Origin of the sequence: Sulfitobacter sp. F26169L (assembly GCF_026410285.1) — a bacterium.
Lineage (GTDB): Bacteria > Pseudomonadota > Alphaproteobacteria > Rhodobacterales > Rhodobacteraceae > Sulfitobacter.
In genome coordinates this window covers 78271-99568 of sequence record NZ_JAPMLP010000005.1, presented here as the reverse complement: position 1 = coordinate 99568, position 21298 = coordinate 78271, and the positions used below count along the sequence as shown (strand labels likewise).

Annotated in this window: 23 protein-coding genes and 1 pseudogene; 6 read left to right on the top strand and 18 right to left on the bottom strand. The window is 57.3% G+C overall.

The features are described 5' to 3' along the window. Positions 1-84 precede the first annotated feature (84 nt). From OS189_RS12650 to OS189_RS12625, 6 genes are all read right to left on the bottom strand, one after another. Positions 85-501 carry a GNAT family N-acetyltransferase gene (locus OS189_RS12650; RefSeq protein ID WP_267167686.1) on the bottom strand — a complete coding sequence of 139 codons (417 nt, stop codon included), beginning with the start codon at positions 499-501 and terminating at the stop codon, positions 85-87. After that, entirely contained in the window at positions 498-1103 is a 606-nt protein-coding gene (tsaB, locus tag OS189_RS12645; RefSeq protein ID WP_267167685.1) for a tRNA (adenosine(37)-N6)-threonylcarbamoyltransferase complex dimerization subunit type 1 TsaB, read from the bottom strand. Before tsaB ends, OS189_RS12650 begins: the two co-directional genes overlap by 4 nt. 11 nt (positions 1104-1114) lie before the next feature. Beyond that, positions 1115-1675, bottom strand: a complete 561-nt coding sequence (locus tag OS189_RS12640; RefSeq protein ID WP_267167684.1) for a NifU family protein — start codon at positions 1673-1675, stop codon at positions 1115-1117. Positions 1676-1766: 91 nt separating this feature from the next. After that, a complete protein-coding gene (locus OS189_RS12635) occupies positions 1767-2222 on the bottom strand; it encodes a universal stress protein (protein WP_267167683.1) in 456 nt (151 codons plus the stop codon). Between the two features lie 135 nt (positions 2223-2357). Next, a complete protein-coding gene (locus OS189_RS12630) occupies positions 2358-3236 on the bottom strand; it encodes a branched-chain amino acid aminotransferase (RefSeq protein WP_267167682.1) in 879 nt (292 codons plus the stop codon). A 24-nt stretch (positions 3237-3260) separates the two neighbouring features. Beyond that, the gene (locus tag OS189_RS12625; RefSeq protein ID WP_267167681.1) at positions 3261-3491 is read right to left on the bottom strand and encodes a DUF8831 family protein; all 231 of its coding nucleotides are present in this window, start codon (positions 3489-3491) and stop codon (positions 3261-3263) included. A 168-nt stretch (positions 3492-3659) separates the two neighbouring features. Here OS189_RS12625 and OS189_RS12620 point away from each other — a divergent pair, with 168 nt between their 5' ends. Continuing rightward, on the top strand, positions 3660-4370 hold the full coding sequence (locus OS189_RS12620; RefSeq protein ID WP_267167846.1) for a M48 family metallopeptidase: 711 nt from the start codon (positions 3660-3662) through the stop codon (positions 4368-4370). Between the two features lie 72 nt (positions 4371-4442). Further along, complete coding sequence (locus tag OS189_RS12615) at positions 4443-4829, top strand: YigZ family protein (RefSeq protein ID WP_267167680.1); 387 nt, start codon at positions 4443-4445, stop codon at positions 4827-4829. Here the strand turns inward: OS189_RS12615 and trhA are convergent. The 8 genes and pseudogenes from trhA to OS189_RS12575 all read right to left on the bottom strand — a co-directional run bounded on the left by trhA (position 4791) and on the right by OS189_RS12575 (position 11011). Then, positions 4791-5411, bottom strand: coding sequence for a PAQR family membrane homeostasis protein TrhA (trhA, locus tag OS189_RS12610; RefSeq protein ID WP_267167679.1), 621 nt, complete (start codon positions 5409-5411; stop codon positions 4791-4793). The genes OS189_RS12615 and trhA overlap by 39 nt on opposite strands. 307 nt (positions 5412-5718) lie before the next feature. Beyond that, the gene (locus tag OS189_RS12605; RefSeq protein WP_267167678.1) at positions 5719-6075 is read right to left on the bottom strand and encodes a hypothetical protein; all 357 of its coding nucleotides are present in this window, start codon (positions 6073-6075) and stop codon (positions 5719-5721) included. 295 nt (positions 6076-6370) lie between these two features. Further along, positions 6371-7057, bottom strand: a pseudogene (locus tag OS189_RS12600) (DUF8608 domain-containing protein); the annotation flags it as partial. 39 nt (positions 7058-7096) lie between these two features. Then, positions 7097-8491 (bottom strand): 30S ribosomal protein S12 methylthiotransferase RimO, encoded by a 1395-nt coding sequence (gene rimO, locus OS189_RS12595; RefSeq protein WP_267167676.1) that lies wholly within the window; start codon positions 8489-8491, stop codon positions 7097-7099. A 39-nt stretch (positions 8492-8530) separates the two neighbouring features. After that, entirely contained in the window at positions 8531-8944 is a 414-nt protein-coding gene (locus OS189_RS12590) for a rhodanese-like domain-containing protein (RefSeq protein ID WP_267167675.1), read from the bottom strand. Between the two features lie 56 nt (positions 8945-9000). Next, positions 9001-9522 carry a YHS domain-containing (seleno)protein gene (locus OS189_RS12585; protein ID WP_267167674.1) on the bottom strand — a complete coding sequence of 174 codons (522 nt, stop codon included), beginning with the start codon at positions 9520-9522 and terminating at the stop codon, positions 9001-9003. 121 nt (positions 9523-9643) lie between these two features. Beyond that, positions 9644-10429 carry an SseB family protein gene (locus tag OS189_RS12580; protein ID WP_267167673.1) on the bottom strand — a complete coding sequence of 262 codons (786 nt, stop codon included), beginning with the start codon at positions 10427-10429 and terminating at the stop codon, positions 9644-9646. Continuing rightward, a complete protein-coding gene (locus tag OS189_RS12575) occupies positions 10430-11011 on the bottom strand; it encodes a uracil-DNA glycosylase family protein (RefSeq protein WP_267167672.1) in 582 nt (193 codons plus the stop codon). A 104-nt stretch (positions 11012-11115) separates the two neighbouring features. Between OS189_RS12575 and OS189_RS12570 the strand changes: the two genes are divergently transcribed. The 4 genes from OS189_RS12570 to OS189_RS12555 all read left to right on the top strand — a co-directional run bounded on the left by OS189_RS12570 (position 11116) and on the right by OS189_RS12555 (position 14851). After that, complete coding sequence (locus OS189_RS12570; protein ID WP_267167671.1) at positions 11116-11457, top strand: ArsR/SmtB family transcription factor; 342 nt, start codon at positions 11116-11118, stop codon at positions 11455-11457. Beyond that, positions 11457-12371 (top strand): cation diffusion facilitator family transporter, encoded by a 915-nt coding sequence (locus OS189_RS12565; protein WP_267167670.1) that lies wholly within the window; start codon positions 11457-11459, stop codon positions 12369-12371. The genes OS189_RS12570 and OS189_RS12565 overlap by 1 nt, the downstream gene beginning before the upstream one ends. 148 nt (positions 12372-12519) lie before the next feature. Then, positions 12520-13179 (top strand): ABC transporter ATP-binding protein, encoded by a 660-nt coding sequence (locus OS189_RS12560; protein ID WP_267167669.1) that lies wholly within the window; start codon positions 12520-12522, stop codon positions 13177-13179. Further along, entirely contained in the window at positions 13157-14851 is a 1695-nt protein-coding gene (locus tag OS189_RS12555) for a KpsE/RkpR family capsule polysaccharide export protein (protein ID WP_267167668.1), read from the top strand. The genes OS189_RS12560 and OS189_RS12555 overlap by 23 nt, the downstream gene beginning before the upstream one ends. Positions 14852-14926: 75 nt before the next feature. Here the strand turns inward: OS189_RS12555 and mdoH are convergent, their stop codons facing one another. The 4 genes from mdoH to OS189_RS12535 form a co-directional block, all read right to left on the bottom strand. Next, positions 14927-16807, bottom strand: a complete 1881-nt coding sequence (mdoH, locus tag OS189_RS12550) for a glucans biosynthesis glucosyltransferase MdoH (protein ID WP_267167667.1) — start codon at positions 16805-16807, stop codon at positions 14927-14929. Beyond that, a complete protein-coding gene (locus tag OS189_RS12545; protein WP_267167666.1) occupies positions 16804-18330 on the bottom strand; it encodes an OpgD/OpgG family glucan biosynthesis protein in 1527 nt (508 codons plus the stop codon). The genes mdoH and OS189_RS12545 overlap by 4 nt, the downstream gene beginning before the upstream one ends. Next, positions 18330-19544 (bottom strand): OpgC family protein, encoded by a 1215-nt coding sequence (locus OS189_RS12540; RefSeq protein ID WP_267167665.1) that lies wholly within the window; start codon positions 19542-19544, stop codon positions 18330-18332. The genes OS189_RS12545 and OS189_RS12540 overlap by 1 nt, the downstream gene beginning before the upstream one ends. A 1077-nt stretch (positions 19545-20621) precedes the next feature. Then, on the bottom strand, positions 20622-21209 hold the full coding sequence (locus OS189_RS12535; protein WP_267167664.1) for a GcrA family cell cycle regulator: 588 nt from the start codon (positions 21207-21209) through the stop codon (positions 20622-20624). Positions 21210-21298: the final 89 nt, after the last annotated feature.

Sequence of the window (21298 nt, the reverse complement as noted above, 5' to 3'; positions counted from 1 at the left end):
CTTGCGCGACGCTGGGCTAAATTGTCTGTCCGGATGGGGATGGGGTCAACCTGATTCGGCAGATAGACGCATCGGAAGAGTGGATTAACCGCGCGTTAACAGCCGCATCATTACGACAGCGTCCGCTTTTGTTCCATCTTTACGGGTATAATACGCCGGGCGCAGGCCGCTGCGCTCGAACTGCAAACTTTCGTACAGGAAAAGTGCCGGGTAATTATCGGCGGCAACTTCCAGAAATGCGGTGTCCGCTTCCGTTGTGATCTGCTCCAGCCACCGGCCCATCAAGCGGCGCGCGATGCCGCGCCTTTGCTGATCAGGCTCGACAGCCAGTGTCAGCAATTCCGATTCCGCGGCCACGGTGCGCGTCACTGCAAAACCGCCATCTGTGCTGAATACCTGTGTATAGGGCTGCGCCAGCAGTTGAGCGAATTCATCCTCACGCCACCCGCGTTCGGATGAAAATGCAGCGCTGTGGATTTGCGCCATCTGCTGTGGTGTCATGGGACGATCTGAGGTGGTGCGTCCCGTGCGGGGGCCGCATCTGCGGGGCGCAGATATAGAGGGGCGGGGGCAGATGTAGTGTGCAAAAAGCGGGTTGCGGTGATGCGCGCAATCGCTTCTGCCACCGGATACGTGGGCGCGCGACCCAGCGCGCCGATCTGAACGGCCTGCGCCGGAACCTCGTCGCGGTGACATAGTGTCGGAGATTGGAGTTCTGCAGTTTCGAACCCCTGCACAAAAACCATATCTCGGCGCGCATCGACGGTGCAAAAGCAAGGACCGTCCGCGCCCAGACGCAATGCATCAAACGCATTCACGCCAACTGAAGGAATTCCAAGACCCAGCGCCAGCCCCCTTGCCGCCGAAACAGAAATCCGGATGCCGGTGAAATTACCCGGACCGACCCCGACACCAATCGCATCCAGTTGGGTCATGCTGTTGCCTGTTTCGGTCAATAGTTCCTGAACCAGAGCAAGCAATCGTTCGGCCTGACCCTTGGCCATTTCCTGATGTCGGCTGGCAAGTATCTCATCACCACAAAGAAGTGCCGCCGCACAATGTGCAGCGGCAGTATCAAAGGCAAGGATCAGCGGTGCCGTCATGCAATGCCGCCTCAGGCGACCGGACGGACTTCGGTCACTTCGGGAATGTAATGGCGCAACAGGTTTTCGATGCCCATCTTCAGCGTCAGGGTGGAGGAGGGACATCCGGCACAGGCACCTTGCATGTGCAAGTACACAACACCGCGATCAAATCCGTGGAACGTGATGTCGCCTCCGTCCTGCGCCACAGCAGGGCGTACACGGCTGTCGAGAAGTTCCTTGATCTGCCCAACGATCGCGCCGTCTTCGCCGGTGTGTTCCGCGTGGCCCGAGGTTGCTGTGTGATCGGCAGCCATAACCGACTGACCCGACTGGAAATGCTCCATAATCGCACCCAGAAGGCTTGGCTTCAGATGGTCCCATTCCACCGCGTCCGCTTTTGTGATTGTCACAAAGTCGGTGCCGAAAAACACGCCCGTTACGCCATCTATGGCAAACAGGCGCGAGGCCAGCGGAGACGTGGCCGCGGTTTCGGCAGTCGGGAAATCGGCTGTTCCCATTTCCAGCACCGTCTGTCCGGGCAGGAACTTGAGCGTTGCGGGATTGGGTGTGGATTCAGTTTGGATAAACATGATGCAAAGCCTCTGTCAGGGTTGCTCTTGATATGCGTATTTTACGCGGGGATGTCAAGGTTGTTAGAATGATTCTAAACTATGAGGCGCTTTACGTGATCGCCTCAAGCCGCTCTTTTGTCATATCTCCGGGCACAATGGTGATCGGCACCGGCAAGCTGCCAGAGCTGCGGCTGAGTTGGGTGACCAACGGGCCGGGACCCTTGCCATCGGTTCCCGCACCAAGCACCAGAACACCAATATCATTGTTTTCCGATATCTGCGCGATGATCTCGTCAACCGCTTGTCCTTCGCGGATCACCAGTGTGGGATCGACCCCCTGACGGTCTCGCATCCATTTTGCAAAAACATCAAAGTGTACCTCGATGCGCTCGCGTGCTTCCTCGCGCATGATATCGCTGACGCCTATCCAGTGATTGAATTCTTCCGGCGGAATGACGGCCAGCACCTCGACACCGCCCCCTGTTTTGGAAGCGCGCATCGCGGCAAAACGCATCGCGTTCAGACATTCGCGGCTGTCATCCAGAACTACTAGAAACTTGCGCATAATATACTCCCTACATCGACGGATATCATGGCCTGCGCGCGCGGCTCATGCAATTGGCTTTTGCACGGCCAGCCCCCCGTATCAGCGGCACAGGGCTGTCCGCGCCAAAATGTAGCAGCGCAGAGCGGTGCCGGATTATACCTTTTGCGACGCGGCCCAATCCCAATACATCTCGCGGACGCGCTGGGTTACAGGGTTTCCGTTACCGCCGACCTCGTACTTGGTATCGTCAAATGCCTTGATCGGGGTGACCTTCATCATGTTGCCCGACAGGAAAATCTCGTCGGCGGCGTGAAAATCTTCAAAACCAAGCACACTCTCATGCACTTTGATGCCCTCAGTGCGCATGTTGTGCATGTGGCGCGCGCGGGTGATACCCGCCAGAAACGTGCCGTTGGGGACAGGTGTGAAAACCTCGCCGTCTTTGACCATAAATACATTGGCAGATGCTGTTTCTGCCACGTTGCCAAGCGCATCGGCAACCAGCGCGTTGCCAAACCCTTTGCTGCGCGCCTCTGCCATCATGCGCGCATTGTTGGGGTACAGACAGCCTGCCTTTGCATTCACTACAGCATCTTCGAGAACCGGACGGCGGAAACGGGTGCGTGTCAGTGTTGATGCCGCCTCTGGCGGGGCCATCGGGATCTGCTCAAGCGAGACTGCAAAACCGGTTGCGCCTTCACGGGGGACAATCCCCAATTCATCACCGGCAAGCGCCCAGTACATCGGCCTGATATAAACAGCCGCATCGCGGGGATATCCCCCCAGCCCCTCGCGCACGATTGCGACCATATCCTCGGTTTCCACAGTCGGGGTGATCATCAGCGCACGTGCGGAGCGGTTGATCCGCGCGCAATGTGCTTCCAGATCGGGGGCCAGCCCGTCAAACAGGCGCGCGCCGTCAAACACGGTTGTGCCCAGCCATGCGCCATGATCGGCGGCTTTCATGACGCTGAGATCACCGTTGTGCCACGTGCCCTCGAAATAGGTGCGGATGTTTGTGCCGGTCGCCATAGTGATATCCTGTAGAACGGGCGCCTAAGGCGCGCTATGATAGATGCCTTCGGGCAGGTTAAGAGCCGCTGCCAGATCGCGAAGCTGGTTGGGGGACAGCGTTATAGTGCAGACACTGTCCGTTTCGGGATCCCACTGCTCGATAGTGATCTTGTTGGCAAACGCTCGCAATGTTGCATCCTCGCGCAGAGGTGTATCGCCCTCGTCGACAAGGGTGATAACGGTTGCTTCGAATTCATGCTCGATTGTAAACATGCGCGCAGAGTACCTGATCAACTCCAGCGCGCAAGTGGCTTGGCATTAACACGCACATGGCACAAGATTGCCCAAGGTTCCCGCGCCGTGGTGATCGGGCTGGCCCCGCTGGCACAGCATGTTAAAGTGGCCTCCACGAATTTGACGAATAAGGAATCTACCCTGATGATGACGCGCGCCTTTTTGGCACTTGGATTTGTTGCCGCACTGGCCGCCTGTGAGGTCACGCCTGTCAGCCCGGCCGGTCCCGGCCAAGCCACTACGCCACCCCAGACCAGCGCACCTTCAGCGCGGACAAATGCACGCAGCTTTCTGCGGGTTGTATCCCGTGTGGAGCCTGTGGCCGAACGCGAATGTCGTGCGCGCACACAGAATGTGAACTGTGATTTCAACATCGTGGTGGACGACAGACCGGGCCAGCCGGCCAATGCCTACCAGACGCTTGACCGTCAGGGCCGCCCGATCATCGCCTTTACGCTTGCCCTTATCGGTGATGCGCGCAACGAAGATGAACTGGCCTTCGTGCTGGGGCATGAAGCTGCCCACCATATCGCAGGACACATCGGCCGCCAGCAGCAAAACGCCGTGGCAGGCGCTGTCATCTTTGCGGGGCTCGCCACGCTGAGCGGGGGCGACGCAAGTGCCGTTGAATCGGCGCAGCGGCTCGGGGCGCAGGTTGGCGCGCGGACTTATTCGAAAAACTTCGAGCTTGAGGCTGATGCGCTGGGGACTGTGATTACCAAGAAGGCGGGCTATGACCCGCTGCGCGGTGCGGAGTTCTTTACCCGTATTCCTGATCCGGGTGACAAGTTTCTGGGTTCACATCCGCCCAACGCGTCGCGGATCGATACGGTGCGTCGTACTGCAGCGGGGTTGTAGGATCACTTTGGCGCGGTGGCGCTGCGGCTTTGTTAAGACAGGCTTTGATCCTGTGCGCGGATTGATCTGAACATGCGAAAACTGGGTCAGATATTAAACGACAAAGGCAGCAAATATGCGGTGTCGGGCGTCCCCGTGCAAAGCCGCGCAGATGTCGATGCCGCGCTCAAGTTGCTCAAGCGTGACAAGTCATACGCGAAAGCGACCCACAACACGTGGGGTGTTTTGCTGCCTGACGAAGGACCGCTGAAAGCCGATGACGGTGAAAGCGGGGCGGGGATGATCATCCTGCGAATGCTGGAACGCGAAGACCTGCCGGGCCATCTGATTATCGTCACCCGTTGGTACGGCGGCAAGCATCTGGGCGGTGACCGCTTCCGTCATGTGCAGACATGCGTGCGCAGCTATCTGGATGCGCTTTCAGATGCTAAGACTGATCGCCGCAAAAAAGCAGATTGAAGCAACCAGCACAAAGCTGTGCCAGATCGCATTTTGATAGGGTAGGCTATCGCGGGAATAAACGATCGTGCCGAGCGAGTAGATCGCACCGCCCACGATGATCAACGCAACAGCACTGTGCGGCAATGTTTCCCACATGGCGCGTATCAGCAGAACCGACAGCCAGCCCATCCCGAGGTATAGCGCCAGAGAGCCGCGCGCATCTGCGCCCCAGCCCCGCAGCTTGGCGCTTGCGCCGATAATCGCCAATGCCCAGACCAGCCCGAGAATGACATAGGCAAATGCTGATCCGATAAGGGCCACAAAGGGCGTGTAGGTGCCCGCAATCTTGAAATAGATCGCCGCATGGTCAATCCGGTTAAGCAGGGGCCGCGTGCTGTCCACAGGGGACATGTGGTATAGGGCCGAAGCCATAAACGCAAAAATCATCGGCACGCCGTAGAAGACTACAGCGGCCAAAAGCGCCGTATCATCGCGGGTCTGCACGACCAGCACACCAACGGCAGGTAAAGAAAATGCAACACCGGCTGCATGGACCAGCCCGTCAGCGACAGTTTCGGGCTTGGAGTGGGGATAATTCATAGATTGTTCTGCCGCTGTGGGGGAGGCGGGGCGCCTCGCCACAGGCTATCTCCCGCAAATGGACCATGCAATCGGTGATATCGCACAGCGGCGTTTTGGCGGTTGGAAAAATTCAACCGATTAGAAACAGAATCTATTCCCCCAAACGTCAAATATGAACGTTGCGGTAAAAAGTGTTGGGCACAATCACAGTTGTGCCAACGGCGCGACCTGGAAATATGATATCCGATCGCCACGATTGCATCAAAATCAGGTCAGACATGTGACGGCGATGCCGCACAAATATGCTCCGTAAAATCCATAACCCTTAACGTGGCTTGTTCCCGTCAATCCAGCGTGACATCAAACCGCGATCCCGAAAACATTCAGGCGGCACCTGCGTGCGTTTCAACCGCGCAATCCGCTCGGCAAAGCCGACCTGTTTGGACGAGGGGTAGTCATTGAACGCACTCGGTGCAGGCTTGTGCGCATCAATCCATTTCGACAGCCGCGCGCGGTCTTGAGTGATCCCGTCGGGCAGCTTCGACCTCGTCTTCTCCGCCAGCGAAAGCGCATAATCGATCTGCTTTTGCGTGGCAGGCGTGGGCTTGGGCAAAGGCAACTCAGCCTGAGCGGCAGGCTGTGCTGTGTCAAAGAGATCGGTAAACGTAATTTGATACGACATGGGATGCTCCCTGTTGCTGTTCTTGATACAATATAGAACAGAGGGGGAACATTGTCAAGATTTGGTTAGTTTGGATGAGGCCCGCAGATGTTGAAAGCGGGATATGGCCGTGGAGGGTCAGATCGAGAGAAGACCTTCAGAACATCTCTGTGGAACGATTTATGGCAGACATAGGGCTTTGGAGAATTTGCGTGGCGCCTGCATCTGGCAAAGCGCCAGCCTGATAAGGCGATCGGGCGCGCAAAGCGACTACACATTGAGTCTGTGCTGGATGTAATGGGACCGAATAAGAGGGCTATTCGGACTCACTCGCTTTTTTCATCAGGGCTTTTAGCTCATCGAGACGATTTGATTTAGTATCGAAAACTTGAGATAGATGTATCTCTAACGCTTCAAAAACATTGAGTAGTGAGGCAATTTCGATTTCTTCACCATGGCTGCCAGCATTGAGGAATGGTCGAAACAATTCAAATAGTTCTGAAAACTCTGGTTTGATTTCTTTGAGCAAGTCTATCCTACCGCCCAATGGCAAGCGTTTGTCCTTAACTGAAGTACGACTAACTTTATGGTGGTCGAGAAGTGCTTCTATCGATTGTCTGATTGCATTGGCACACAGTTGTTTGTTCGCCCAATAAGATTCAAAAGAAGCAATCAGTGGTTTTCTAATCGGGTCAGGTAGCTCCTTCGGCAATTCAATGATCCATGGCGCAGGGTAAATAGCCTTAATCCGAAAAAACTTATCAACTGTATTTTCATAAGGATCATGATCAACGCCGCCAATCGCGCTGAACCCGACGATCTCACCGCAAGCTGCGTGAGAGCAAATTAATTCGCCACTCATTCTGAGTTCTATCATATCCAAGTCAGACCAGTCTTGTCTTTGTATCTGTTTTGAGAACGCAGGCTGTTTGGCTTCTAGTTTTTTCTCTAAGACGAGGGTTCCTTTGGAACATCGCGGGCACTGAAAACTGGGGAAGTTGTCTAGTCTGAAGTATCAACGCAATGTATTTTCATCAATCATTCAAACAACACGCCCCCACAGGTCATACTCGCCCGCTTCCTCCACTTCGACTGTCACGATATCGCCCACGGTCAGCTTCTCGTGGCCTTCGTCGATAAACAGGTTCCCGTCGATCTCCGGCGCATCGGCTTTGGTGCGGCAGGTGGCGGCGTCTTCGTCAATTTCGTCGATGATCACGTCCATGCGCTTGCCGACTTTGCCCTGCAATTTGGCTTCGGAGATCGCTTGGGCTTTTTCCATAAAGCGGTTCCAGCGGTCTTGTTTCACGTCTGCATCCACATGATCGGGCAGCGCGTTGGAGCGTGCGCCAGCGACGTTTTCGTATTGGAAGCAACCCACGCGGTCGAGCTGGGCTTCGTCCAGCCAGTCGAGCAGGGTCTGGAATTCGGCTTCTGTTTCGCCGGGATAGCCGACGATGAAGGTCGAGCGCAGTGTGATATCAGGGCAGATTTCGCGCCACGCGGCAATTTCGTTTAGCGTTTTCGAGGCGGCAGCGGGACGGGCCATGCGTTTGAGAACGTCAACATGTGCGTGCTGGAACGGGATATCGAGGTATGGCAGCACAAGCCCGTCTGCCATCAGCGGGATGAGTTGGCGCACATGGGGGTAGGGGTAGACGTAGTGCAATCTGATCCACGCGCCCAAACTGCCCAGATCACGGGCCAGATCGGTGATATGGGCGCGGTGGCCACGGTCCTCGGCGTGCTTGATATCGACCCCGTAAGCGGAAGTGTCCTGCGAGATCACAAGCAGTTCTTTCACCCCGTTATCAACCAGCTTTTCGGCTTCGCGCATCACGGCGTGGGCGGGACGGCTTTGCAATTTGCCGCGCATGTCGGGGATGATGCAGAATTTGCACTTGTGATTACACCCCTCCGAGATTTTCAGATAGCTGAAGTGGCGCGGGGTCAGGGAGACGCCCGACGCAGGCAGCAGATCGATAAACGGATCAGGGGAAGGCGGCACAGCGGTATGCACCGCATCCAGAACCTGTTCGTATTGGTGCGGGCCTGTCACGGCAAGGATGCGGGGATGGTGTTCGCGGATGTAATCCGGCTCTGCGCCAAGACATCCCGTCACAATGACGCGTCCGTTCTCGCTCAGCGCTTCGCCGATAGCATCGAGGCTTTCGGCCTTCGCGCTGTCCAGAAACCCGCAAGTATTTACAATCACCGCATCCGCGCCGGAATAATCGGGCGAAATCGCGTAGCCCTCGGCGCGCAGGCGGGTCAGGATGCGTTCGCTGTCCACCAGTGCTTTGGGGCAGCCAAGACTGACCATGCCGATGGTTGGCTGGCCTTTGCGCTGCGGTTCGCTAAAGGTGGCACGGGGGGCGTCGTGCGGGACGCGCGCATTTGCCAGATCGGGGCGGAGGTTCGGGGGATTTGTGCTCATCGCTGCGATATAGTCTACGTGCAGGCGTTCGGCAATCGTTCAGCTGCGGGTAACAGGCAGGCCCGCAGCCAGCCATCCCTGACCCGCACCGGAGCCGAGCATACCTTCGGGCACGTCGATAATATTTGTGAATCCTGCGCCTGCCAGGCGCTTGGCGAGCCATCGTGTCCGTACGCCACGCGCGCAAATCAGTGCAACAGGAGCGTCTTTGTCCGGTATCGTTTTTAACAGAATTTCCGTAAATTCCGGATCGCGCATGTCGATGGGGATCGCGCCTTCTCCGACACCGGTACGCGCCCATTCGTCGGGGCGGCGGATATCGATCAGGGTGATTTCGCCAGCTCGGGCGGCGGTGTGTGCATCCTGAACGCTCAGCGTGCCATCGGTTATCCGGCCTGACAGGTTGAACCAGCGCGCTGTTGTGACACCGCCAACCGCAAGCGCGCCGATCATTAGCCCGCGCCGCGCAAATGTGCGACCTTGGGAGGAAGCGGGCGGCAAGCGCACGACTACCCTTTCGGCGCGGCAGAAGACCAATTCGGAATGGTTGCTTCCGACGCGGGCTTGGGGTCGAGGTTAGGCCAGTTGGCGGTAGATTTTGTCAGGTTGGCGGGGATGTCTTGTTCCCAGAAGCCGACAACGTTTTTTGTGATGTTAAGATAAAGTTTGCCATCAACAATCCGCCAGAGAGTAGGGTTGCCGGGCACTTTGCCGCCCTTGGCCACCCCGTAAGCGCAATGGCCATCGTACTGCGGCACAAATTTCTGAGGGTTTGCAACGAAAGCGTCCCGATTGGCTTGTGACGAAAATGCGAAGGTGGCGCCGTTATGCTCGGCTGTGATGGATTTGTCGCCCTCGACAGGTGCGGGCTGGCTCTGGCCGACGGACGATTGTGGCAGTGAAAAATACGACACCACATCGTAGCCGGACACTGCATAGCCGGTTTCGTCTACAAATTGTTCACCTGCGAATGCTGTACTTGCCCAGCCGAGCACGGCTGCCGCGGCGATGGTGAGGGTGAAACGGGTCATCGGGTTCTCCTGAACTGGGCGCTGTCGGTTGCGGATCAGCCTACGCGCAGCGCGGGCGCAATGCATATCGCAACTGCGTGATCTCGCGTAGGCGTGAAGGATTCGCACCCTATTCGCCCGATTATTTCAGGATCGGCGGTGCATCAGGATCACTGCCGGGCATGCGGGGGGTCTTTTGCAACGTCTCCATCTGCGGCAGATCAAAGCGCAGCCCCACGCGCATCAATTTTGTTACAGTGGGATCCGTGAGGTTGAAAAAGCCTACATCCATCGCTCCCGCTTCGATCCCCGAGAACGTCAGCGCTTCGGAGGCCGCGCGCACGAGTGCATCCTGTGCGCGCGGAATCGCATCAATGAAGGCCAGCAAATGCCCGCGCCCGCCGCCGGTGTATTCGACCCCGACCAGCCACGCATCTGCAGCCATGCCGGTGGCGGTGGCCAGCTTTGCATCAATCGCTTCGATCAGGCTTTCCGGCAGTCCTTTGGGCGGCAGCACGCTTTCGATTTTGGCCTCTACCTGCGCGGCCTCATGGGTGAGGGTTTCGCGCAGCCATGCAACCGCTGTGTCCGGCAGCAAAATGGCCGACGGTGCCACATCGATGTTAAGCGCGATGCCTAGCGGCTGCCCCTCAAGCATTGCAGCCACGTTGCGCCCCGACAGCGCGACATAAGAGGCTGAATCACCCGCGTATTCGGCAAGGCGATGCGCGCGATCGAATGCCAACAGATATTGCGCGCCCTCGGTATCGAGCACTTCGGGATTGATCTGGTCGCCGTCGGGTTCCGTCTTTAGCAGCAGATACAATTCTGCGTCAGCCATCCGTTCATAAAACCGCAGGCGCAGGGTGTCATTTTCCGGCGCGGCGGTCATTGCGGCGTGGGCTGTGTCCAGCGGGGTCGGTTCCATTTACATTACCTCGGCAACGGCGGCTTGCAGGCGGGGGATGACCTCTGCCTCGAACCACGGATTTTTCCTGATCCAACCCGTATTGCGCCATGAAGGGTGTGGCAAGGCAAAGACGCCTTCGGGATGACTGTCCCAGTCGCGCACAGCTTGGGTGACGGTTTTGAAATCCGGCAGGTGATAGCGCATCGCATAGGCCCCGATGAGGACGGTGAGCCGAATATCGGGCACCATGGCCAACGCATCTGCGCGCCATGTTTGCGCGCAGATCGGCGGCGGGGGCAGGTCGCTCCCTTTCGCGTTATAGCCGGGAAAGCAGAACGCCATGGGAATAATCGCAATGCGGCTGCGGTCGTAAAACGCATCCTCGTCCAGCCCCAGCCAGCTACGCAGGCGCACGCCCGATGCATCCCAGAAAGGTGTATTGGCCTTGTGAACCTTCATGCCGGGGGCTTGGGATGCGATAAGCAACCGTGCTTCGGGCCTGAACCAGACAACAGGATTGGGCCGGTGGGCACTGGCTGTTGCCCCAAAGCGTTCGGCGCAAAGTGTGCATTTTTGTAATTGCGGGCGAATGTCGTTCATACCAAGACAGCTAATCGCGCAGCGCAGTTTGCCAAGGGGGTAAATGTTTCGACAATTTTCGAAATGATGTTGACTCCCGCTAGTCATGCTATATTTCTAGAAATATGGAAATTGAATCGCACACAGATAATCTGACCCGCGCCGCTGCCGGCTTTGCCGCTCTCGGCTCGGAACAACGATTGACAGTTCTGTTGGCGCTGGTGCGCGCCGGACCTGCGGGGCTGAGCATTGGCGCATTGGGCGAGGTGACGGGCGTTACCGGATCAACACTGACGCACCATATGAAAATCCTCGCGGCAGCTGAACTGGTGGAGCAGACCCGGCAGGGGCGCAGTATCATCTGCGCAGCAATTGCATATGAACGCGTGCGCAGCTTATCGCATTTTTTATTAACGGAATGTTGTGCGGATGCAGATGCGCCGTGCCCGGAACACGGACACACCTAATGGGACATGACCACAGCCACCATCACCACATCGACCCCGAAGCAGGGGATGCAAAAGTAGCCTTTGCGGTTGGGCTGAATCTGCTGCTGACAGTTGCGCAGATTATCGGGGGTGTCCTTGCAGGCAGTCTGTCGCTGGTTGCGGATGCTTTGCATAACCTCTCGGATGCGATGTCGCTGATCATCGCCTTTGTGGCCCGCAAAATCGCGCGCCGCCCTGCGGATCAAGAGATGACCTTCGGTTATGGCCGGATCGAAGCGGTTGCCGCATTGGTCAATTACACCACTTTGATCGTTATCGCGCTTTACCTCGTTTACGAGGGTGTGGCGCGATTTTTCGAACCCTCCGAAGTTACGGGATGGATCATTGTAATTATTGCCGGTGTGGCGCTTGCGGTGGATCTGGGGACGGCGGCGCTGACCTACCGCATGTCCAAAACCAGTATGAACATACGCGCCGCATTTTTGCATAATCTGGCTGATGCGCTCGGTTCTGTTGCGGTGATTGTCGCGGGGACGCTGGTAATCTTGTACGGCTGGCACTGGGTCGATCCGCTGGTGACGCTGCTGATTGCCGGTTACATCTTGTGGCATACTGCGGTTGAAATGCCGTCGGTGATGAGATTGCTGATGCTGGGCGCACCCGCTGACATTGATGTCAACGAAGTCATCGACGCGATGCACGATCAGACCGGCGTTGCCTCTGTCCACCACGTACATTTGTGGATGATGGGCGAGCATGAAAATGCGTTGCAGGCGCATGTCGTACTGACGCCGGAAGCGCAGATGCCACAAACCCGCAACGCGCTGCACCGGATGCTGAAGGCGCGCTTTGATTTGGCTCACAGCACGCTTCAGATCGAAGAGGACTGGTCTGATTGCGCCGACAGCGCGCAAGTTGTCGGGCACGCGTAAAACGGCGGCAAACTTCCCCGCAGGCGCCGTTGTACATTTGTTTCCCAATCGGACATAATATAGTCAAATTCCATTGATAGATGGAACTACATCCTCCGCAAGAGAGGGCATAAATTAACCCCGCAAGCCGAACCGGAGCAGGCGCGTCATGCTGGAATTTCGAAATGTTTCCAAGTCCTTCTGGACGGGCACGCAACACAAGGTCATCCTTGACCAAGTGTCGTTTCGTGTGGAGCTGGGCAATTCGATGGGGATCCTTGCGCCCAACGGCACGGGTAAAACCACACTGATCAACATGATGGCAGGTCTGGAAAAGCCTGACGACGGTGAAATTGTACGTGCGTGCAATATTTCTTTCCCGCTGGGGTTCATGGGCGGGGTTGTGGGCAAGGTATCTGCCATGGAAAACGCGCGCTACATTGCACGGCTTTACGGCCTTGATCCCGATTACGTTGAAAGCTTTTGCCGCTGGCTGTGCGGTCTGGGTGAATATTTCGATCAGCCACTTGGCACTTATTCGGCAGGGATGCGTGCACGGTTTTCCTTTGCGCTGATGCTGGCGCTTGATTTTGACATGTATCTGATCGACGAAGGTATGCCATCCACGACAGATGTGGAATTTAACCGTAAAGCAGGCGAAATCCTGCAAGAACGCCTGCGCACCACAACCATTGTGATTGTGTCGCATCAGGCCGAAACGCTAGAAAAATTCGCGCGTACTGCCGCAGTTCTGATGAACGGGCAGCTCAACGTTTTTGACAGCTTGGAAGAAGCGAAACAGTTGTATGACTACCAAACCCAAGGCTAGAAAATTCCGCATCAAGCGCAGCCCCAGCGCCGCCACCGAAAGCGGAACGCCCAAACCACGGACGAAGACGGAGGCGGAGCCTGTCAAGATGGCTGAGCCATCGCGCCCTGATCCGCGCGCTGACGTGGCGCACAAACCCGAAGCCAAGGCGGGTGAGGTATCATCTGCAGCGCAGGTCAACGGCGAGCAGGATATGGATGCAATCCGCCGCGAGGGTTTGACAGGGCGTCAACTGAGAATGGCCCGCCGTGTGGCCCAGAAACACGGGCTGCCTGCGACATCCGATTTTGATGCGGTGCGGCTGCTGCGCGAAAAGGGGATCGACCCGTTCCAGCGCTCCAACATGCTGGAACTGGTGGTGCCGCAAGCGGGTGGTGCGCAACACGAAGGCGGACCGGGGAATGCGCTTGCGTCTTTAGCAGGGCAAAAAGGCGGTGCCGGATCGGACCGTGTGCAACTGCCGCAGACTGTACCCGCAGGTCGTGAGACCCTACCCTCAACCCCAACAGGCCCCAGCCCGATGGAACGCCGGATGCGGGAAATTTCCGACATCCAGAAAGATATTTCGCACCGCCGTCGCAAGAAGATGGGCCTTCTCATCGTGCGGTTGGCGTTCTTTGTGCTGATCCCGACATTCTTTGCCGGCTATTACTTTTACAAAGTGGCGACGCCGATGTACGCTACGAACAGCCAGTTCCTGATCATCCAGAACGAGGGGACAGGCGGCGCCAGCCCGTTTGGCGGTCTGCTGCCTACACAATTTGCCAACTCTGCCGACAGTATCGCCACGCAGGCCTATCTACAGTCCAAGGACGCGATGTTGCGGCTGGATCAGGACGCCGGTTTCAAGGATCATTATTCAAACCCCGAAATCGACGCAATCCAGCGGCTGAGTGTCGAACCGACTAACGAGGAAGCGTACAAGCTTTACAAAAAGAACGTGAAGATCGGCTATGACCCCACCGAAGGTGTCATCCGGATGGAAGTGATCGCCGCTGATCCGCAGGTTGCAACAGCGTTTTCAGAAAAACTCCTCAAATATGCCGAAGATCGCGTGAATAACCTTAGTCAAGCCAAGCGGAACAGCGGGATGGAGGATGCCGAAATCGGCTTCCGGAAGGCCACCGAAGCGCGGCGCGAAGCGCAGCAGCGATTGATCGAACTTCAGGTCGAAAACGGTGTTGACCCCGAAGCGGTGATTGCGGCGATCCGCACCCAGATCACCAATTACGAGTCTCTGCTGATCGAAAAACAACTGGAGCTTGCGGCGCTGCTGGATAACGCACGACCCAACCGTGCCAAAGTAGAGGGCGCGCAGGGCGATGTGCGCCGACTGGAAGGCGCGCTCAAGCAACTCAACGACCGGATGAACAACGCCACCGAAGGCACGAACTCCCTCGCGCAGCAGGCCGTGAGCTTGCAACTGGCGCAGGCTGATCTGGTCAGCGCGGATACGAACCTGCAACTGGCACAGACCGGCCTTGAACAGGCGCGCACCGAAGCCAGCCGTCAGGTGCGCTACCTCACTGTTGCCGTGCGTCCCGTCCCGAGTGAGGAACCAAGCTATCCGCGCAAGTTCGAAAACACCATTCTGGCGTTTCTGATCTTTGGCGGCATTTACCTGATGCTTTCGCTAACCGCGTCGATCCTAAGGGAACAGGTCACGTCATAGCGCAGTGCACCGCACAGAAAAAACGCCCGTCAGATAATTCTGGCGGGCGTTTTGCGTTCCGGTCCCCGGAGCAGCTTATTCGGCGGGTGCTTTTGCAGCACCCAAGGTCAGCGCCAACCGTGCGCGTTCACGCATGGCGCGCTTTACGATTGCCGGTTCACGCAGGGTATAAGGACTATCAAGGCGCAGGGTCGCAGGCGCGTATTCAGATATCCGAACGCCCGATAGGGCAGACAGTGGCACCGCTAGCACAAGGCTCACTACAATCGGAACCAGCCAAACCGATAACAGACCCGCAACCAAACCGCTGAGCAGGATTAACCCAAGAACCGTCTCGACCCAGTGAAATTTCACCAAGGTCGCCCAACTGTGCTGGCGCGCCTCGCGTGATTGTGGCGCCCACGCTTCCTGAGAGGAGGTCATGGCGCGCAAAACCGCTTTGCTTTGCTGGATCATCATAATGGGCGCATAAGCCACCGACAATGCGACCTCGACCAGAAAGTTACCCAGAAACGGACCGGCCCCGCCAAACATACGCGCTGCGCGTGGTGTCGCGGCGATGATACCTGCACCGGCAATCTTCGGGGTCAGCAGCATGGCATACATGATCACCAGAAACACCGCGCTGTCGATATGGCTCATCGCGGGGGGCCAGTCGGGGAACAGGGGGTTCGCCTCGTTGAAATAGCGGATCACGTTTGTCTCTGAATCCTTGCCGAGCAGCGCCCAGACCACCAGCAGGAAAAACCACGCAGGACTGAGCAAGTAAGCGACGGCACCATGGAACATGTGAAACCGCGAAACAGGGTGCAATCCTTTGGTGCCCAAAAGACGCAGGTGTTGCAGGTTGCCGCGGCACCAGCGGCGATCGCGGATGACATAATCTATCAGCGTGGCGGGTGTTTCTTCGAAACTGCCGGTCACACGGGGCAAAAACCGTACTCCCCATCCTGCGCGGCGCAGCAGGCCCGCCTCGACAAAGTCATGGCTGAGGATCAGCTGGTCACGCCCGTGTGGGCCGCGCACATGCGGCAGCATCGCACTGCTGGCAAACGCACGGGTGCGGATTATTGCATTGTGACCCCAATAGTTCCCCTCCGAACGGGCCCAGGTGGCCAGCCCCTCGGCCAGTAACCATCCGTAGGCAATGTTGGAAAACTGCTGCAACCGCGCAAACACGGTTTGCGCGCCGATCAGCATCGGGAAAGTCTGGATCAGGCCTGCATCAGGGTCGCGCGATAGCTCCGATGCCAGCCGCTCGATTGCGCGGCCGGTCATCAGGCTGTCAGCGTCCAGCACAACCATACCTTCATAGGCGGCTCCCCAGCCGCGTGTCCACTCGGCCAAATTGCCGACCTTCTTATCGGTGTTCATGGTGCGGCGGCGATAATAGACGTCAAAGCCGTCCGGCGCATGAGTGCGCAAATCCTGATATGCCCGCCATTCCTGCTCTGCTATCGCGTCATCGCGGGTGTCGGACAGAATAAACAGGCTGTAGTTGTGCGGCCCGTTACGCGCGGCCAGATCATCCAGCATGGCAACTGCATTGCCGAAAACGTTCTGGGGAACTTCGTTATAGACCGGCACCAGCAGGGCGACATCAATACCCTGTACATCACTTGCGGGCTGTGCATCTGCACGCGCACGCGCCAGCAGGCCGCCAATCGCCACGCCAACTGTACTGACCGATAGTGTAACCCATACAAACGTTGCACCGATCATGCACAGCAGCACCCACTCCATCCCGCTCATCCCGCCGTTGGCAAGCCAGCTGTACAGCCCGTACATCAGTGCGAGCGTCCCGACGAGTGCGGGTGCAAAAGTGGCCGTACGCCAGCCGTTCATCCGCTGCATCCGTGCGGGCGTTGCGCGCATGGGTCCTTGGCCCAACGTCTGCTCACGCGCCTCCAACGGTGCAGCCTTTGGCATACAGGATCTGGCGGGCAGTGGGGTCATGCGGTTTTTGTCCATCGGTAAAGCCATATTTCACTCAGCGGCTGATCATTAGTGTGCAACTGGACACGAAATTCCGAGAAATCCGCGCCATCGGGTTGAAAGGTGAACGCCAAACGTGGGCCATTGGTTTCAGGGTTGCGTTGCAAAGTGCCTGAAGTGGTGGTGCCATGGCTGCTGCGCAAGATCACATCAACTTCTGACAGGTCTTGCGGCAGAGAACCGCCGTCGTCAAAATCAATCACCATCACGATACCGCCTTCGGGCCGTCCGCCCATGGCCGTACCGCGAACGGACACCAGTGCCGGTATGGACGGTGCGGGATCGGCCCCCCATTGCAAACGATAGCGCATCGGATACTCCGCCCCCGCCGCAATCGGCGCCGACGGGCGCCAATAAGCGACGATGTTGTCGTAGATCTCTAGATCGGCGGGTATTTCCACCAGCGTAACAGCCCCTTCGCCCCAAGTGCCGCGCGGCGTTATCCACACTGAAGGGCGCTTGTGATACAACGCTTCAAGATCGTTAAAGTCGTCAAAAGCGCGCTTGCGCTGCATCAGGCCAAACCCTTTCGGGTTCTCATCGCTGAAAGCGCTAATTTGCAGTGTGGTCGGGTTGGCCAAAGGTCGCCAGATGGCCTCGCCCTTGCCATTGTGGATCAGCAGGCCATCACTGTCGTGCACATTGGGACGGAAATCGGAAAACCGTGCGCGATCTGTGCTGTCGAACAGGAACATTGATGTCAGCGGCGCGATGCCCACATGTGTCATCTCGGTGCGTGCGAAAATCGTTGCTTCGATTTCCATATCCAGAACATTGCCGTGAGTGATGTCAAAACGGAATGCACCAGTGCAGCTGGGGCTATCCATCAGCGCATGTAGCGTGACAGATTTGCTCGACGACATGGGCGTTTCGATCCAGAAGGCGATGAAGTCGGGAAACTCCTCGCCCTCGGGCTCACCAGTCTTGAGTGCCAAGCCCCGTGCGGACAAGCCGTAGATTTCGCCCGTCCCGATGCCGCGGAAGTAACTGGCACCCTGAAACACCGCATATTCCGTATAGGTGCCAGAGCCGAGCAGATCAGCCCGCAGGCGCAAACCGGAATAGCCCATGTGATCGTTCAGCGGCAGATCGGGGAAAGTATCAGTGCGGTCAAACACGTCCAGATCAAACAGCAACGGCGCTGCACCACTGTTCTCGACGATGTTGATCTCTACCGCCTGCGGGAAATACAGCCCTGGAGGAAACACATCGAGCCGCTGCGGACGCTTGGTATTTTCCCAAAGCGCATTGCGGGTATCAAACCAGATTTTGCGATACTGGTCATAGCTTATGTCCTGCCATTCCTTAGGAATGCGCGGGCGCGGGGTATAGTCGCTAGCGGCCATTTCGCGCGCGCGATTGCGCACAGTCTGGGCGTTGAACGGCGTCGGCGCGCCGGTGCGCAATGGCGCATCAGCAGCCAGCGCTGCCGAGGGGATCGCCGCTAGTGCGGCAAGTGCTTTCAGAACATCGCGGCGCAGCATCAGGTTGCACTCCGTTTCCAGGGTTGGGATTTGAACCAGCCGGCTCCATAAGCGGCGGCCACCAAAACAGCCGCACCACCAAGATTGACCAGCCAGGTGTTTGCCGTGCCGCGCCCTGTCAGGTCCATGACAAAGCCCATGACACGGGCAAGAAACATCGACACAATGAAAACCGCTAGCGATTGCTGTCCGACCTTCAGAATGATCGCGACGATATACGCCCAAGCCTGCGACAGCGCAGAGTTGCCGCGTGCCAGCAGGTTGTCGCCTTTGTCGCCCGCAATCACCCAGGCCAGATAGGCCAACGCCAGAAAATGCACATAGCGCAGAATGCCGAAATCGGTCTTGTCGGTCAGGGGTTTCAAGGCCAGACGCATATCAATAATGGGGTTTCCTGTTTCGGTCACAAAAAACCAGTCACGCTCGATCGCGCGCACGCCGATATTGCTGAGCGGAATAATTGCCAGCACGATAAAGGCGCTAAGGGCGATCAGTGTGATATTAACGGGCGGCTTTGGTATCCACCCGCGCATCAGCGCAAATCCGGTAAAGAAAACAAGCTGCCACCCGAAGGGGTTGAAGAACCATTTGCGCTCCGACCACGGCTCTGCCGGAAAGGCCAGATGCGCATCCCCCCAAAGGGATGTTTGCGCGCCGATCCAGACGGCGGCCATAAAGGCAAACACCAGTCTGGTGTGCACGCGCTGCAGGGCAATTACCAAAGGCATCATCGCCAGTACCACCATATACATCGGCAGAATGTCGAAATAATTCGGCACATAGGTAAGCGTCATCAACCCGACAAGCGGCACGGCAGGATCGGCAAAAAATTTCCACAAATTCAGCGATCCGATATAGTTTTTGCCATACCCGCCGTAAAAATCGATGCCCGCCAGCATTGCCGCAATGGCAACAAACAGACCGATGTGCGCCCAGTACACCTGCCAAATACGGAACCCAACGCGCGCTGTCCCCAAGGCCCAACCTGAACGGTCAAACACCGCGCCGAATGCGATTGCCGATGCCATACCCGAGCAGAACACAAACATCTCCGTCGCGTCGGAAAAGCCCCAGCGTGCTGGTATCCACGCACTTAGCAGGTTTCCGGGGGTGTGCGAAATCAAGATGATGAACATTGCTATTCCGCGAAAGAAATCCAGCCTGAGGTCACGCACGCGTGACGTAGTGCCCGCCGGTTGATTGCTGGCGGGCATAGAGGGAGCAGATGCTGCAACAAAGGTCATTTCAGTGGACATTCCGTGTACTTACGCGGCTATTTCACGCGCGGTTTTTAAGGGGTTCAAAACGGGTCGCTCTAAAGCGGTCGAGGTAACTGCCACGTTGTCTCCGGCAGTCACTTGGTGTGGCTGCTGCGGCATCAAAACGTCCTGCGCGCAGTCCGGCATCTATTGTCATGCGTTCGAATACATCGCCCTGGGCGTGTTTGCCGCCGATTGTTGGTATCAAGGGATGCGCAGCAGCAAGGTTTCCGAATGCAGAATCACAGCGCCCCCCAGAGAAGCCACTTAGACTGGCTGCCGGAGCAAGACCAGTGGCATTCACGCGCGCCACCGATGGGCTGTCGTTAAAGGCTAAATAGGCCGTAATCACACTGCGCACCGCTTCATTACTGCTCGCGCCATAGGATTATGCCGATCGCCAAGCATCTGATCCGCGCATTCCACGCGGTTCTGTGTGAAATCTGCCAGTTTTCCTTAACGCTACCTGATATTGACGCCCACAAACTCCGGCCCTTCAACGCGGCGGCTGTCGGCTGGATGACGGGCCCATCGCAAGTGGCGGTCCGGATCACAAGATCGGCATTTCGTTGATGAAACTCAGCGCACCGGCCGGCGGTCAATGCCAACATCTTTTTAACCCCGATAATGGTGTAACAAACAGGACTGAGAGCCTGTCACACGCCAAGGTGAACCCGTCCAGTTTTTTTGTGAAGGTCATTCGACAACGCAGGTTTCCGGGCCTGTTTTTGGGCGTGATCCCGCCGTTTTCGATATAAAAAGAGCGGTTTGCCGCACAAATCAGCCAAGTGCGCGTGTAAATGAGTTAGGCTGTGATTTGGGCGGGGCGAAGACGCGCCCACAGGGTTCGCATCTGTCCCGAGCAACACGCAATCGCGTCCGCCACGAAATGTCTATCAAGATCGAACATCGCTGCCTTTTCCAGTACATCTTGCCGGATGAGACCACGCAACAAGGGCGCCGCAGCAAAAGCACGCGTTACAGATATTTTGGATAGCCTCACTTGCGAAACGTGTGAAGCGCAGCTGACCTTCAGCGGCGGCGGTCGCGCCGCGCACTCATCGGCTGAAACGCAACGCCGACATGCGCTTCGCAATACGGTTTGCCGGTTTTTACAGGTAAACCGCAGAACCAAAAATCCTCGGTCGCGGGGTCCCCAACCGGCCATTTACAGGTCCGCTCGGTCAGTTCCATCAGGCTGATTTTCTTGGCCTTCTTCTCGACTTCGTTTACCTTGGCCAACGCTTCCGGACTGATCTCGTTCGCAGACGGCTGCGGCGGCAGCGGTTGTCCTGCCGGAATGATCTGGTTGCGCGCAGGCCGTACGGCGTTCGGCGAGATCGCCGGTTCGGTCTTAAGCTCCGGCTTGGCGGGCGCAGGGGCCGGTGCAGGCTCGGGTGCGGGTTTTGGTGCCGGTTTTGCCTTTGGTGCAGCTTTCGCTTTCGGTTCAGCCTTGGCTGCGGCACCAGCTGTCGTGCGGTTGGACAGGCCCAGGCGGTGGACCTTGCCAATCACGGCATTGCGGGTCACGCCCCCCAATTCCTTGGCGATCTGGCTTGCGGACTGGCCTTCGCCCCACATTTTCTTCAATATTTCAACGCGGTCATCGGTCCAGGACATGGAAGCTTCCCTAGTGTAAAAAGCGGCCCTCGTCGGACCGCTTTGGCAAATTCAGTCACCTATTGTAATGGCTATGGCGGCAGGTGCAA

What these genes read in the sequence shown, in the direction of transcription:
- OS189_RS12565 (WP_267167670.1), top strand. Translation starts at nt 11,457, where the DNA reads ATGGGACATGACCACAGCCACCATCACCACATCGACCCCGAAGCAGGG.
- trhA (WP_267167679.1), bottom strand. Translation starts at nt 5,411, where the DNA reads ATGAATTATCCCCACTCCAAGCCCGAAACTGTCGCTGACGGGCTGGTC.
- OS189_RS12615 (WP_267167680.1), top strand. Translation starts at nt 4,443, where the DNA reads ATGCGAAAACTGGGTCAGATATTAAACGACAAAGGCAGCAAATATGCG.
- tsaB (WP_267167685.1), bottom strand. Translation starts at nt 1,103, where the DNA reads ATGACGGCACCGCTGATCCTTGCCTTTGATACTGCCGCTGCACATTGT.
- OS189_RS12585 (WP_267167674.1), bottom strand. Translation starts at nt 9,522, where the DNA reads ATGACCCGTTTCACCCTCACCATCGCCGCGGCAGCCGTGCTCGGCTGG.
- OS189_RS12635 (WP_267167683.1), bottom strand. Translation starts at nt 2,222, where the DNA reads ATGCGCAAGTTTCTAGTAGTTCTGGATGACAGCCGCGAATGTCTGAAC.
- OS189_RS12580 (WP_267167673.1), bottom strand. Translation starts at nt 10,429, where the DNA reads ATGGAACCGACCCCGCTGGACACAGCCCACGCCGCAATGACCGCCGCG.
- OS189_RS12620 (WP_267167846.1), top strand. Translation starts at nt 3,660, where the DNA reads ATGACGCGCGCCTTTTTGGCACTTGGATTTGTTGCCGCACTGGCCGCC.
- OS189_RS12545 (WP_267167666.1), bottom strand. Translation starts at nt 18,330, where the DNA reads ATGCTGCGCCGCGATGTTCTGAAAGCACTTGCCGCACTAGCGGCGATC.
- OS189_RS12575 (WP_267167672.1), bottom strand. Translation starts at nt 11,011, where the DNA reads ATGAACGACATTCGCCCGCAATTACAAAAATGCACACTTTGCGCCGAA.
- OS189_RS12640 (WP_267167684.1), bottom strand. Translation starts at nt 1,675, where the DNA reads ATGTTTATCCAAACTGAATCCACACCCAATCCCGCAACGCTCAAGTTC.
- OS189_RS12625 (WP_267167681.1), bottom strand. Translation starts at nt 3,491, where the DNA reads ATGTTTACAATCGAGCATGAATTCGAAGCAACCGTTATCACCCTTGTC.
- OS189_RS12570 (WP_267167671.1), top strand. Translation starts at nt 11,116, where the DNA reads ATGGAAATTGAATCGCACACAGATAATCTGACCCGCGCCGCTGCCGGC.
- OS189_RS12540 (WP_267167665.1), bottom strand. Translation starts at nt 19,544, where the DNA reads ATGCCCGCCAGCAATCAACCGGCGGGCACTACGTCACGCGTGCGTGAC.
- mdoH (WP_267167667.1), bottom strand. Translation starts at nt 16,807, where the DNA reads ATGACCCCACTGCCCGCCAGATCCTGTATGCCAAAGGCTGCACCGTTG.
- OS189_RS12650 (WP_267167686.1), bottom strand. Translation starts at nt 501, where the DNA reads ATGACACCACAGCAGATGGCGCAAATCCACAGCGCTGCATTTTCATCC.
- OS189_RS12605 (WP_267167678.1), bottom strand. Translation starts at nt 6,075, where the DNA reads ATGTCGTATCAAATTACGTTTACCGATCTCTTTGACACAGCACAGCCT.
- OS189_RS12590 (WP_267167675.1), bottom strand. Translation starts at nt 8,944, where the DNA reads ATGATCGGCGCGCTTGCGGTTGGCGGTGTCACAACAGCGCGCTGGTTC.
- OS189_RS12535 (WP_267167664.1), bottom strand. Translation starts at nt 21,209, where the DNA reads ATGTCCTGGACCGATGACCGCGTTGAAATATTGAAGAAAATGTGGGGC.
- OS189_RS12555 (WP_267167668.1), top strand. Translation starts at nt 13,157, where the DNA reads ATGACTACCAAACCCAAGGCTAGAAAATTCCGCATCAAGCGCAGCCCC.
- rimO (WP_267167676.1), bottom strand. Translation starts at nt 8,491, where the DNA reads ATGAGCACAAATCCCCCGAACCTCCGCCCCGATCTGGCAAATGCGCGC.
- OS189_RS12560 (WP_267167669.1), top strand. Translation starts at nt 12,520, where the DNA reads ATGCTGGAATTTCGAAATGTTTCCAAGTCCTTCTGGACGGGCACGCAA.
- OS189_RS12630 (WP_267167682.1), bottom strand. Translation starts at nt 3,236, where the DNA reads ATGGCGACCGGCACAAACATCCGCACCTATTTCGAGGGCACGTGGCAC.